This window comes from Lysinibacillus sp. TE18511, from assembly GCF_054062295.1.
In genome coordinates this window covers 1-11,430 of sequence record NZ_JBSSFD010000069.1, presented here as the reverse complement: position 1 = coordinate 11,430, position 11,430 = coordinate 1, and the positions used below count along the sequence as shown (strand labels likewise).

The following is an 11,430-nucleotide window of genomic DNA, read 5'->3' as shown; positions in this document are numbered from 1 at the left end:
GATCCCCAAGGAGTCGCCCAGTCTCCACTCCAATCAACTTATATACAAGGCATACGTCTTAACAAATGTCACCCACAACTTTTGGTGATGAGCCAGTTTGTTTTTAAAATTTTCAGCATAGATTTTGCTCATCGTTCGAATTCAATATTTGCTGTTGCTGAAATTTTAAGGTGGGAGTCTTGTACTTGACGCTTTGCTTTCAGTACAGATAAATTACTGCCTGTTAATGTGGGGTAAATGAAGGCTTTTCATATCACTTGAAACTGTATACAATAGATTTATGGAGTCGTTAAGACCTCATACCGAATTGGATGTGCTGTTTTCAAAACTAGCTTTTGGTGCTAACTTAACTAAACCAATGACAAGTTACCTGTTACTGTATGACCAATGACTAATAACCAACTATAAGCAATGGCCATACTCAAACAACTTACAATTATTTGAAAACGCCATCCAAAAAGCTCTCTTACATCTTGTGTGTAGGAGAGCTTTTATGTGTATATAATTACCTCATCTTGCTTTAACGAATAAAGTAGCAACATGAAGATTACCCCTATTACAAAGGCAATTAATTGATCCAATAATATTTCATCATGAAAAAACCATTTTAGCAATAATACTCCACCGAAAATTAACATGATTAAAAATCCAGTATATTTAAACCGTTGTGTAGCATTTTCTATTTCTCCTCATATTCATTTAAAAACTCCTATTATAAGAAACATTCGACAAATTAATCTTTAAAGTTTGTTTATGTTCATTTTAAGATTATCAAAAGATGTTAAAAAACCCGAAAAAATTGATTCTTAATATTTCGAAATTAATGCTATTGTTTTTAATAAGTTTGGGATAGGTGCCGTCACGATGAACACTGCTGCTAAGTCTTCGCCTATTTTTATAACAAAAAAATATATTTATGAAAGTATATAGAGAGTTTATGTTAATACGCAATATTTTTTCTGGCTATTTAGAATAATGAAGGGGTGGGTTATATTATGTTAAAAAAAGGAACTCATTTTGAAATGTCTACAATGTATTGGGTTATATTATTAGGACTATTTTTACTTATTAGTTATAAAAATTTATTCTTTGGTTGGTCAATACAAAACTATTTAACAAATAAAATAGAATTCGGAATTTTTAGCCGATATGTATTTATTTTATTTACAAGTTTTATAGAATCGTTCATTTATATTTTATTTATTCGTTTTTCTGTTTTCATATTCAATAGGGCTTTTTTAAAACAAAAGTGAGTAAATTGATCACTTCTTGCTATTCTGAGGCCAAATCTTTATAAGAATATAACATTCCATAATAAGTAGCAAATTAAAGAAGTAGAGTTATTTTCTTTTAGATATAGCCATCCAAGAAGCAATGATTGCATTAGCGGAAGAAGCAGATGAAGAATACGGTCGTTTGTTAAAAGAAGGAGTACAAAAAGCTCGAAATGATTCATCTTCATCTAAGCCGCTCGGTAATATTGATGGTGATGAAGCCCCTAAAGAAGCTGTAGATAAAGGACACGGCGCAGAGCCTTATTAATATTCATAATAAAACACTCAGCACAATATAAAGTGCTGAGCGTTTCTTTTAATGCACACCAGGCAAAATCTTCAGTACCTTTTCCTGTGCATCTAAAATTGCATCTACTCCTAACGGAATAGCAACATTTGTTTCTTCATGGCCAATTTTAAAGCCTGCTACAACTGGAATACCTAAATCTGCAAAATATTCCTTCATTAAAGTAAACAGTGCCGCTTCATCCGCTCCTGTTTGCGTAAAGGAACCAATAATAACACCCGCTAACTGCTCAAGCTTTCTCGCTTGCTTTAAGTGCTGTAGCATCGAATCAATATGTGGAATCGTCTCCGCTAGCTCCTCGATCAATAAAATTCTACCTTCCGTGCGAACTTCAAATTTTGTACCTATCGTGTTTACTAGGCGTCGTAAATTTCCTCCAATAATCTGGCCACGAGCTACACCAGGTGCAATCGTTGTTAATGGTGAAATATCCTCCGTATACTGTAATTCCATCGGTGAAAATAACTGTAAAAACATTCTCTTTGATACAGCATCTATTCTTCCTACAGACATAAGTAGAGGCCCATGAAACGTAACTAGATTCGCATATTCATTAATGGCGCAATGTAAATATGTAAGATCGGAGAAGCCCCAGATAATTTTTGGATTTTCCACTAGTAGTTCATAGTCAATCTTTTCCGCAATTCGAGCAGAGCCATAGCCACCCTTCACACAAAAAATTGCCTTTATCTCTGGATTTTTTACCATCTCATGAAAGTCAGCTAGACGTTCTTCGTCGCTACCTGCTAGATAATCATGCTTTGCCTGAATCGTATCCCCAATAATATATTGAAGGCCTAATTCGTCAAGAAAGGATGTCGCATCCCCTAGCATTTCGGGCTTCACTAGACTTGATAAAGCCACCAGACCTACTGTATCGCCCTTCTGTAAATGTGGTACGGTACTTTTCATCCTAATCCCTCCTATTGTTTTCACTATTCTAGCATATAGACAATATTGTAGCATTGATTAGTAGTAAAGCTAGTGCCGATAACATACAAACTTCCGGATGAATGATCCGACTTTGGCTCTTCTAGCCATCTCTTTGGCAAGGCTATCCGTGACTTTAGCTATTCTATCCGTCGCTTTGATCGTTCTATCCGTCGCTCTGCCTCTTCTTTCCGTCTCTTTGGCGGGGCTATCCACGACTCTGGCTATTCTATCCACGACTTTGGCTCTTCTATCCGTCGCTTTGGCTCTTCTTTCCATCTCTTTAACGGTTCTATCCACGACTTCGGCTGCTCTATCCACGGCTTTGGCGGGGCTATCCACGACTCTGGCTATTCTATCCACGACTTTGGCTCTTCTATCCGTCGCTCTCGCCTTTCTATCCATCACCTTGTCTCTTCTATCCGCCGCAATAAACTCAAAATAAAAAAGCGCAGACTTTACATAAAATAAAGTCTACGCTTATTTTCTATTTTGTTCCGCCGTAAATAACCGTTACATTTGGATGGTTTAATAATTGACTTGCTGGGAAATCTTCCGTCACAATACCACTTTTTAATTTTTCAATAGCTTCTAGTTTCTTCTCACCAAATGCAATTAACACGATTGCCTTCGCATTCATAATAGAGTGAATGCCCATTGTAATAGCATGTGTTGGTACATCTTTAAAGTCATCAAAATAAATTGCATTTTCAGTGCGTGTAGATTCAGTTAGCTCTACAATATTAGTTAGTGAATCAAAAGGTGTGCCCGGTTCATTAAAGCCAATATGTCCGTTAACGCCAATACCCAGAAGCTGTAAATCAATTCCTCCGGCTTCCTTGATGCGAGCATCGTATGCTACACACTCAGCATCTAACTCTTCAGCCTTACCATTTGGTAAATGTATATTTTCTTCCTTAATATCCACATGATTGAATAAATTCTCATGCATGAATGTCCAATAGCTTGCTGGACTTGATTGATCGAGACCAACATATTCGTCTAAGTTAAACGTAATAACGTCGCTAAAAGATATAGTTCCAGCTTGTTGGCGTTTCACTAATTCCTTATACATCCCTACAGGAGAACCACCAGTTGCTAATCCTAAAATACTTGCCGACTTCACTTGTAATTGCTTAGTGAAAATATCCGCTGCTACTTCGCTCATTTCATCGTAAGAATTTACTTCTATCCATGTCATTTTAGTTGTCATAGTCATATATATACCTACCTTATAATCTTTATTATTAACTAAATTGGTAAATAGTTCACTAAATAGTAGCTAACACATTAATTTTACTAGTTATACATCTAATTTTCTATTATTTTCTTTTTAAATATTATACGTGTATTCCCAAGCCATTTCGTTTATGTTATTTAATAAGGAAGTGAGGCGATTTAATGAATTCACAAATACAGCAATATTTGAAACACCTTCTTTTTCAAGGACCTTTAACTGAGCCGTCTATTAAACTACTTGGTCAATTACAAACAAGACATTTATACACCATCCCGTATGAAAACTTGGATGTTGCCTTGAAACAAGACATTTCCTTCTCAATTCCTGATATTTTTCAAAAAATAATTGTTCACAAACGTGGAGGCAATTGCTTTGAGCTAAATATTTTATTTAGCTGGCTACTTCGTGAACTCGGATTTTCTGTGACCAATCGCTACGCACAGTTTTGGCGCAACATTGAAGCAGATACTCCTACCGAAGATGTCCCTATGCACCAGCTCTTGCTTGTTAATTTTGCTGACCAATCCTATATTTCCGATGTTGGTGTAGGTGCATTAGCTCCTTGTAAGCCAGTTCCACTCATTGCGGGGCATCTCCACCGTGAAGGCAATGAACTTTATAAAATTGTACGAGATGATGCGAACGGCTGGATGCTGTACGAACAAACACAACACAATTGGCGTTTGCTCTATAGTTTTTTTGATGACGCTAACGATGCAAAGTTTGCTCCAAGACTTTCTAAACAACAAAATAAAATTGCTATGATTCGTACCCCTCGTGGACGACATACAATGCTTAACGACGAATTCCGAATATACGAGGGACACTCCCTAACAACCTATACAACACATAACGAAAAGGAATGGCTACATGCACTTCAGCGTTTTTTTCATATTTCATTAGATTAGATGCTTCATGACAAAAAGCAAGCCTCCTCATCAATAGGAGACTTGCTTTTCCTATGGCTAACATTTAATTGGCTGTATGATCAAGCAGCTCATAGATAACAACATCCTTGTAAAGCTCCTTAACTAAACCGATACCATCTACAAAGTAATATGTCCACACTCCATCACTGTAAACGGACGTTTCTTCTAAAACAATAACATTATTATAATTGACACCACCTGCTTGGACAGTGCCATTTGTTACTTTAACAGTATTTCGGACTCCTGAAATTACCCCGCCTTTAATTAATGTAAGCACCGACTGTTTTTGATACTCCTCGACGGCGGGGCTGGAGCCATCTCCTATATGTAAAAATCACCTTTGTAGGCATACACAAAAATAAGCCTTATTTTGTTTAATGCCAATATGTAAAACAATAGATGTTATCTCCTTCTTTACACAGGGCATTAATGAGAATGGACTGTAAAGTAAGCCGAAAAGCTCGATTAACATAAACATCTCAGAAAGGCTGTCTTCCTAAGTGGTAAAAAACCGCTATGCATTCTACCCGATCAGGGCAATATATGTGTTATGTGCGAAAGCGAAGCGTCAGCCAACAAGGCGTGTGGCTCCTTCCTTCATTTTTCATATACACTTCCTCGTAGATACAATTCGCAGGAGTCTCGCGGCTTTTTACCTTTATATTAAAGATAACTAAAACACAAACATTAATTAACTCCTTAAGAGACAGTTAGCGATCTTCTTCATGCTTCTTATAAACGCCTAAGAGTAATATAATAAGCCCTATGACAAAAATCATCGGGAATAAAAGCATCATAATCGATGCTGCCCAACCATTTCTAACCGTCATTGCATACGTTACGCCAATTAAAAAAGATAAAGATGGGGCAAATGCAATCATCGTGATGGTACCCCAAATAATATATTTGCCTTTCTCCGTCTTTTCTTCGCTTAATTGGAATGCCGCTATTAATCCTACTAATGCAATTATTAATGCAATGACAAACGCCATAAAATCACATCCTCTTTTCTTCTACAATATGCTGTATTCGTTAAATGGTTTGGTAACTTTAACACTAAGCTTCTTAAAAATATCCCTGTCATTCATCTAATGCCGTTATTTAATCAAAAAAAATACCACAACCATCATAATTATGGTTGTGGCTCTCTAAAATTTTATGTTGCTCGAACTAAAGGGCATCTTGCAAAATGACACCATCGCTCATTTTAATAATACGATCCGTATATGCAAGCATCTCTTCATCATGTGTCACCATTAAAGTAGTAATGTTTAAGGTTTTAGTCAAATCTCTAATTAATAACATAACCTCTTTTGATTTTTTAGAATCCAAACTTGCCGTTGGTTCATCTGCGAACAGAACTTTCGGTTTATGAATAATTGCCCGGGCAATGGCTACACGTTGCTTTTCTCCACCTGATAATGAAGAAGGATAAGAATCTTTCCGATGGTCCATCCCTACTAATTTTAGTATTCGATCGACTTCATTTTTTTGTTCAGACTTCTTTAACTTGGATTCAGAAACATCTAGCATTAACAGTAATTGTTCCTCAACTGTAAGAAAAGGTACAAGGTGTGCAAACTGAAAGACAAATCCAAATTTACTTGCTCGTACTTTTCGTACTTCTTCAGAGCTCATTGAAGTTAAATTGTTATCTTCAAATATAACTTGCCCATCTGATGCAGGCTGAAGTCCCGCAGCTATTGTTAGAAGCGTACTTTTACCAGAGCCCGATGCACCTACCAATGCTATGATTTCTCCTTCTTTTAGAGAAAGGTTTATGCCTTTTAATATTTCTTCTTTTACTTCGCCATTAGTAAACGTTTTTCTAACCTCATCAATTGTAAATAAAGTCATATTAAGCCTCTCCTTGCTGTATCGCTTGTAATGGTTCAATTTTTCTAATTTGAAGTCCTGAAATTGTAGCCCCAATAAATCCAATAATTAGGAATACTATCGATAATTGCGTCGTTGTCGCGATTGTTAAAGTGAAAGGCATCCCTTCTGGCGCTACCATATTAAATGCTTGGCTAAAGGTTACAGACAAAATAAGTGAAATAACTGTAATGATGGCCATCTGTGTCCATATCAATTGGAATATCTTACTTGTTTTCAAACCAATCGCTTTTAAAATTCCGTATAAGCCAATTTTTTGAACGTTCATCATATAGAAGAAGATAGCAAACAGCATCCCACTAATGACTACTAAAAACCAAACAATCATATTTAAAGACATTTGTTCTGCATTATAGCTTGGAATTGTATTAAGAAACTCTTTATTTGAAAATGATTCTAATCCAGCAAATTCTTTTGAAGAATCCCCGTCTGGTAAGAAAATCATCTGCATTTCATCAACACGGTATATTTCTTTATAATCCTCTTCATTAATATAGGCAACAGGTGCATGACTATATTTCTTTTGATCGACAAATCCCTTTACTACAAACTTGCCACTAAATTGATTATTCGTTAATGTATCTCCTACTTTAATTCCTTTATCTTTCATTGAGCTGTCTAAAACGACTTCCTCATGTTTCACATCTTCAAATAAATCTGACTCAGTAGATGTAACAAAGGCAACACTTTGCTGCTTATTGTCCTTATCATTCAAAAAGCCCATTTGTAATGAAAAAGCTACTGCATCTTTTTCTTTGCTCAATATTTCGTTTTGTGTACTGCTATCTATTTTGGACAGATTATAAGTTTGATCTGCATCTTCATTCATATAAAATTGCCCTTGCGGTAAATCTTTAATTAGGGCGGCATTATCTTGTGACAATCCATTCGCCAAACCAGAAATAATAAATGTTAAAAAACTAACAAGAAAAACAATTGAACCTAATATTAAAAACCTTACTTTATTTTTCTTAATTTCTTTCCATGCAAGATTCATATTGAACTCCTCCATTCCTTTTTACATCCTTATCATAAAATCCTTAAATGAACGGAAGATGAACTAATTATTAAAAATGAGCTCTTTTTAACAAAAGAGCTCGTAAACCTTTTCTTTTTTGGTTTACGAGCTGATCTAATATTCATCATTATTATAGTAGTAGGCTTTTTTCCTTTGTCTGTACATTATGCAACCAACCACTTCATACATTTACAGATTTATTGGTCATCTAAGTGAATAACTGCCTTTTTATAATATTTCGGGTTTTCCTCTACCCTCGATTCGTACAAAATCACTTCTTTCACTGGAAATTGAGGAAGCTGAAACTCTTCTTTTAGCAATTCTTCGAATAGAAATTTACCGAATGCCTCATCCCATTTTCTCGCAACAGTTATATGTGGTGTAAAAGGCTTCATATCTAATTCAAATCCAGCTTTAATACAAGCACGGTATACTATGTCTCTCACAAAATTTAATTGCTCAGATTCGAGCAGATCCACCCATAAAATTCTTGGATATTCTCTTCTTCCAAAAGTATTGAATCCTTGAATTTTTAATTCGAACGGAGAAACATTCATCAGATTTTTCCTCGTTTCATCCACTACAGCCTGTAATTGCCCTTCATCCGCATGACCTAAAAAAGCCAAGGTGAGGTGATAATCTTCCTGGTGAACCCATCGTTTAAAATGAAAATCCGTTTTCATTTTTTCACATCTCGCATGAAGAGCTGCTTTAATATCTGAAGGAAGTGGAACTGCAATAAAAAAATGTCTGTTCATGTTCTTACCCTCTCTATGCATTGTAAATGTAACTTACATCCCCTACCTTAAAGAAATGCAGGAATTCATGTATTATCATCAACCTAAATTTTAAAAGTATACTAAAACTGACTCATCACCATAACGTGTGATTGATTTCCGTTCCGACTGGGCGCTTTGTTGCTGCCGCTTCGCTTTCGCACAGCTAAAACATTGTCGCTGTCGCTTTCGCTTTCGCGCAGATAAAACATTGTTGCTGTCGCTTCGCTTTCGCACAGCTAAAACATTGTCGCTGTCGCTTTCGCTTTCGCACAGAGCAAAGCTTCCTGGGACGTACGATGTTCCCCAAGGAGTCGACCAGCCTCCATTCCAATCTTTAAAATTAAGCCATACTCAGTAAATCGAATTTTTTTATTCTATATTCAAATCGAAAACAAAAGTTGATTTTCCTTCATTCCATTTTGCAATAACTTCGTAAATATAATATCCTTTTTCCGTTGGAAGGGTTATTTCGTTATTTTGAATTTCAAAATTATCAATTGTACCATTTTCATTCTCCTGATATACAATTATTGAAGATGGGTTTTGATCAATTTCAATTTTTATTTTATCTCCTTTTTCAACAGTTAATGTTTCAAATTCTTCTGCTAAGCCAAATGTATCGGATGGACTAATTTTTCGAGCTTCAAAGTCATCACCTTTCCATTCGAAGTCGCCAATCATCATCGGGTAACCTTCATCATCTACAATAACTTGCCCCACTGGGTTTCCAAAAGAATCGGACTGTGATGAAGGTATTCCGTCACAACCAGCTATAATCATCACAATGAACATTAAATAAAACAAATTTTTCATAGCTACTCCTCCTCAACATCAAATTAATCACTATATAATAAAATACCTTTATTTACATATTTTATCATTGTCGTTGCTCGCTCCAGGGTCTCGGGCCTACACGATGTAGGTCACGAAGGCGTTATCACAGGACGTGATGCTCTTAGCCTTCGTTCCTCTACCGCTGATCCCCAAGGAGTCGCCCAGTCTCCACTCCAATCAACTTATATACAAGGCATACGTCTTAACAAATGTCACCCACAACTTTTGGTGATGAGCCATTGTTTGTATCAAAAAAATTAAATTTACCATTATTAGTGTTATGTTTTAATCGATCAACTAAGGGAGGTTTGTTATGGGAAAAATTTTATGAGGTCTTTTCTTAGTAGGTGGCCGTTTTATATTTTATGATGATGCCTCTGACTCAGAGATAAGGATAATTCTGGTGAGCAATTGCAGCTGTAGAACAAGAAGAGGTAGAAACTATTTACTTTAATGAAGATCAAGATTGTATATTCTTGAATTAGTTTTTTTCATGATTAGGTGAGGGGTTTTTAAAATCAAATTCGAAGGAAATTTTGCTACAGCACCTCAAATGATTAGAATCGCTTGTATTCTACTCTTTTTAATCAGTGCTGGCGTGTCTGTTTCACTTGCAAATGCAGAGAAACTAAAACTAGAGAAAAAAGCATAAAAACTGTAGATAAAAATATTTATTCATATATAACCTATATTTTTTACTATTTTAAATGATAACATAAAAGAGAGGTGGTTTAAGTGGAACAACAAGATTATTATCAAAATCTAATAAAAAGACTTTGTAAAGCTCACAATATATCTCCTCGAAAACCTAGATTTATTGAAGTTGAAGAAGTGGTTACTATTAATGTTAAAAATCATTTGAAAGAAGGAGTAGATTTAGACTGTTTTAAAATTCTAAATCTTATTTATCAAACGGTTGGACCTTTAGGTATAAAATTTAATCAGCAATTGCTTTTATACCCAGGTGGAAATAGATTGGATAGAGTAACAGTAACCTTTTCCAAAAAGGAATATATAGCTTTAAACAAAAGATTAGAAAACGGAGAAGTTTGAAGGGTAGCTTAATGCTGTCCTTTTATTTTTCCATTTAACCATGTACATTTTTGCTCACCTATGTATATTACTACTTTACTTGGATTAGCGAGCATGATACCCTTTACGGTGTCTTGCTGCTCGTAAAAAACTCTCTCAAAAAATACATTTTGAGAGAATCTTAAATGCTATCTATAAATTTACTACAAATAAAAAAGAATCCTATCAAGGATTCTTTACTAAATATGATACCGGTGGTCGGGGTCGAACCGACACTCCAAAGGAACACGATTTTGAGTCGTGCGCGTCTGCCAATTCCGCCACACCGGCATAATGGAGATAAAAAAAATCGGAAAATCCGATTAAGAAATAAATTATGGAGGCGGCAACCGGATTTGAACCGGTGGTAAAGGTGTTGCAGACCTGTGCCTTACCACTTGGCTATGCCGCCATCATATTTGGAGCGGAAGACGAGGTTCGAACTCGCGACCCCCACCTTGGCAAGGTGGTGTTCTACCACTGAACTACTTCCGCAATAAATGGCTGGGGTACCTGGATTCGAACCAGGGCGTGACGGAATCAAAATCCGTTGCCTTACCGCTTGGCTATACCCCAAAAGTTAAATATATAAATGGGGCGACTGATGGGAATCGAACCCACGAATGCCTGAACCACAATCAGGTGCGTTAACCACTTCGCCACAACCGCCATATTACTATATATTTTATTGTTTTAAATTAAATGGGGCGACTGATGGGAATCGAACCCACGAATGCCTGAACCACAATCAGGTGCGTTAACCACTTCGCCACAACCGCCATGAAATTAATTAATTGGCAGGGGCAGTAGGAATCGAACCCACATCAAAGGTTTTGGAGACCTCTATTCTACCGTTAAACTATGCCCCTATGAATAAAAAAACTGGTGGAGGGGGACGGATTCGAACCGCCGAACCCTAAGGAGCGGATTTACAGTCCGCCGCGTTTAGCCACTTCGCTACCCCTCCGGGAATACATGGTGCCGGCGATAGGAGTCGAACCCACGACCTACTGATTACAAGTCAGTTGCTCTACCAACTGAGCTACACCGGCAAAAAAAATATGGTGGGTCAGGACGGAATCGAACCGCCGACACTTAGAGCTTCAATCTAATGCTCTACCAACTGAGCTACTGACCCATATTTTTTAAAAA

General features: G+C 36.4%; 14 protein-coding genes and 10 tRNA genes. 4 read left to right on the top strand and 20 right to left on the bottom strand.

Going from position 1 to position 11,430, the window contains the following annotated elements:
• Positions 1–1,374 precede the first annotated feature (1,374 nt).
• Positions 1,375–1,542 (top strand): hypothetical protein, encoded by a 168-nt coding sequence (locus ACVWXS_RS25070; RefSeq protein ID WP_456960589.1) that lies wholly within the window; start codon positions 1,375–1,377, stop codon positions 1,540–1,542.
• Between the two features lie 48 nt (positions 1,543–1,590).
• Here the strand turns inward: ACVWXS_RS25070 and ACVWXS_RS25065 are convergent, their stop codons facing one another.
• Complete coding sequence (locus ACVWXS_RS25065) at positions 1,591–2,493, bottom strand: S66 peptidase family protein (protein WP_456960588.1); 903 nt, start codon at positions 2,491–2,493, stop codon at positions 1,591–1,593.
• Positions 2,494–2,590: 97 nt separating this feature from the next.
• On the opposite strand from ACVWXS_RS25065, the gene ACVWXS_RS25060 reads away from it, so the two are divergent.
• The gene (locus tag ACVWXS_RS25060) at positions 2,591–2,956 is read left to right on the top strand and encodes a hypothetical protein (protein WP_456960587.1); all 366 of its coding nucleotides are present in this window, start codon (positions 2,591–2,593) and stop codon (positions 2,954–2,956) included.
• Positions 2,957–2,998: 42 nt separating this feature from the next.
• On the opposite strand, the gene nagB is transcribed toward ACVWXS_RS25060, so the two are convergent.
• Complete coding sequence (gene nagB / locus ACVWXS_RS25055; RefSeq protein WP_374967654.1) at positions 2,999–3,712, bottom strand: glucosamine-6-phosphate deaminase; 714 nt, start codon at positions 3,710–3,712, stop codon at positions 2,999–3,001.
• A gap of 200 nt (positions 3,713–3,912) precedes the next feature.
• Between nagB and ACVWXS_RS25050 the strand changes: the two genes are divergently transcribed.
• The gene (locus ACVWXS_RS25050) at positions 3,913–4,659 is read left to right on the top strand and encodes an arylamine N-acetyltransferase family protein (protein ID WP_456960586.1); all 747 of its coding nucleotides are present in this window, start codon (positions 3,913–3,915) and stop codon (positions 4,657–4,659) included.
• Between the two features lie 64 nt (positions 4,660–4,723).
• Here ACVWXS_RS25050 and ACVWXS_RS25045 read toward each other — a convergent pair whose 3' ends face one another.
• From ACVWXS_RS25045 to ACVWXS_RS25010, 8 genes are all read right to left on the bottom strand, one after another.
• Positions 4,724–4,957, bottom strand: coding sequence for a hypothetical protein (locus tag ACVWXS_RS25045; RefSeq protein ID WP_456960585.1), 234 nt, complete (start codon positions 4,955–4,957; stop codon positions 4,724–4,726).
• A 433-nt stretch (positions 4,958–5,390) separates the two neighbouring features.
• Positions 5,391–5,672 carry a hypothetical protein gene (locus tag ACVWXS_RS25040; protein WP_456960584.1) on the bottom strand — a complete coding sequence of 94 codons (282 nt, stop codon included), beginning with the start codon at positions 5,670–5,672 and terminating at the stop codon, positions 5,391–5,393.
• A gap of 178 nt (positions 5,673–5,850) precedes the next feature.
• Positions 5,851–6,537, bottom strand: a complete 687-nt coding sequence (locus ACVWXS_RS25035) for an ABC transporter ATP-binding protein (protein WP_423492514.1) — start codon at positions 6,535–6,537, stop codon at positions 5,851–5,853.
• Between the two features lies 1 nt (position 6,538).
• Entirely contained in the window at positions 6,539–7,573 is a 1,035-nt protein-coding gene (locus ACVWXS_RS25030) for an ABC transporter permease (protein WP_456960583.1), read from the bottom strand.
• A 218-nt stretch (positions 7,574–7,791) separates the two neighbouring features.
• Positions 7,792–8,352 (bottom strand): RNA 2',3'-cyclic phosphodiesterase, encoded by a 561-nt coding sequence (gene thpR / locus ACVWXS_RS25025; RefSeq protein WP_456960582.1) that lies wholly within the window; start codon positions 8,350–8,352, stop codon positions 7,792–7,794.
• Positions 8,353–8,453: 101 nt separating this feature from the next.
• Positions 8,454–8,582: a hypothetical protein gene (locus ACVWXS_RS25020; RefSeq protein WP_456960581.1), complete on the bottom strand. Its 129-nt coding sequence runs from the start codon at positions 8,580–8,582 to the stop codon at positions 8,454–8,456.
• Positions 8,537–8,704: a hypothetical protein gene (locus tag ACVWXS_RS25015; RefSeq protein WP_456960580.1), complete on the bottom strand. Its 168-nt coding sequence runs from the start codon at positions 8,702–8,704 to the stop codon at positions 8,537–8,539. The genes ACVWXS_RS25020 and ACVWXS_RS25015 overlap by 46 nt, the downstream gene beginning before the upstream one ends.
• Positions 8,705–8,742: 38 nt before the next feature.
• Entirely contained in the window at positions 8,743–9,186 is a 444-nt protein-coding gene (locus ACVWXS_RS25010; protein WP_456960579.1) for a hypothetical protein, read from the bottom strand.
• A 756-nt stretch (positions 9,187–9,942) separates the two neighbouring features.
• Between ACVWXS_RS25010 and ACVWXS_RS25005 the strand changes: the two genes are divergently transcribed.
• Positions 9,943–10,260 carry a hypothetical protein gene (locus ACVWXS_RS25005; protein ID WP_456960578.1) on the top strand — a complete coding sequence of 106 codons (318 nt, stop codon included), beginning with the start codon at positions 9,943–9,945 and terminating at the stop codon, positions 10,258–10,260.
• A 228-nt stretch (positions 10,261–10,488) separates the two neighbouring features.
• On the opposite strand, the gene ACVWXS_RS25000 is transcribed toward ACVWXS_RS25005, so the two are convergent.
• From ACVWXS_RS25000 to ACVWXS_RS24955, 10 genes are all read right to left on the bottom strand, one after another.
• Positions 10,489–10,569, bottom strand: a tRNA-Leu gene (locus tag ACVWXS_RS25000).
• Positions 10,570–10,616: 47 nt separating this feature from the next.
• Positions 10,617–10,690: transfer RNA gene (locus ACVWXS_RS24995), tRNA-Cys, on the bottom strand.
• An 8-nt stretch (positions 10,691–10,698) separates the two neighbouring features.
• Positions 10,699–10,773 (bottom strand) — tRNA-Gly (locus tag ACVWXS_RS24990).
• A gap of 6 nt (positions 10,774–10,779) precedes the next feature.
• Positions 10,780–10,854: transfer RNA gene (locus tag ACVWXS_RS24985), tRNA-Gln, on the bottom strand.
• A 17-nt stretch (positions 10,855–10,871) separates the two neighbouring features.
• A tRNA-His gene (locus ACVWXS_RS24980) sits at positions 10,872–10,947 on the bottom strand.
• 34 nt (positions 10,948–10,981) lie between these two features.
• Positions 10,982–11,057 (bottom strand) — tRNA-His (locus ACVWXS_RS24975).
• A 16-nt stretch (positions 11,058–11,073) separates the two neighbouring features.
• Positions 11,074–11,147 (bottom strand) — tRNA-Trp (locus ACVWXS_RS24970).
• Between the two features lie 14 nt (positions 11,148–11,161).
• Positions 11,162–11,245: transfer RNA gene (locus ACVWXS_RS24965), tRNA-Tyr, on the bottom strand.
• Between the two features lie 9 nt (positions 11,246–11,254).
• Positions 11,255–11,330, bottom strand: a tRNA-Thr gene (locus ACVWXS_RS24960).
• 10 nt (positions 11,331–11,340) lie between these two features.
• Positions 11,341–11,416 (bottom strand) — tRNA-Phe (locus tag ACVWXS_RS24955).
• Positions 11,417–11,430: the final 14 nt, after the last annotated feature.

Excerpts from the sequence above, each read along its gene's own strand:
- ACVWXS_RS25070 (WP_456960589.1), top strand. The coding sequence starts at position 1,375 with ATGATTGCATTAGCGGAAGAAGCAGATGAAGAATACGGTCGTTTGTTA.
- ACVWXS_RS25065 (WP_456960588.1), bottom strand. The coding sequence starts at position 2,493 with ATGAAAAGTACCGTACCACATTTACAGAAGGGCGATACAGTAGGTCTG.
- ACVWXS_RS25060 (WP_456960587.1), top strand. The coding sequence starts at position 2,591 with ATGAATGATCCGACTTTGGCTCTTCTAGCCATCTCTTTGGCAAGGCTA.
- nagB (WP_374967654.1), bottom strand. The coding sequence starts at position 3,712 with ATGACATGGATAGAAGTAAATTCTTACGATGAAATGAGCGAAGTAGCA.
- ACVWXS_RS25050 (WP_456960586.1), top strand. The coding sequence starts at position 3,913 with ATGAATTCACAAATACAGCAATATTTGAAACACCTTCTTTTTCAAGGA.
- ACVWXS_RS25040 (WP_456960584.1), bottom strand. The coding sequence starts at position 5,672 with ATGGCGTTTGTCATTGCATTAATAATTGCATTAGTAGGATTAATAGCG.
- ACVWXS_RS25035 (WP_423492514.1), bottom strand. The coding sequence starts at position 6,537 with ATGACTTTATTTACAATTGATGAGGTTAGAAAAACGTTTACTAATGGC.
- ACVWXS_RS25030 (WP_456960583.1), bottom strand. The coding sequence starts at position 7,573 with ATGAATCTTGCATGGAAAGAAATTAAGAAAAATAAAGTAAGGTTTTTA.
- thpR (WP_456960582.1), bottom strand. The coding sequence starts at position 8,352 with ATGAACAGACATTTTTTTATTGCAGTTCCACTTCCTTCAGATATTAAA.
- ACVWXS_RS25020 (WP_456960581.1), bottom strand. The coding sequence starts at position 8,582 with ATGTTTTATCTGCGCGAAAGCGAAAGCGACAGCGACAATGTTTTAGCT.
- ACVWXS_RS25010 (WP_456960579.1), bottom strand. The coding sequence starts at position 9,186 with ATGAAAAATTTGTTTTATTTAATGTTCATTGTGATGATTATAGCTGGT.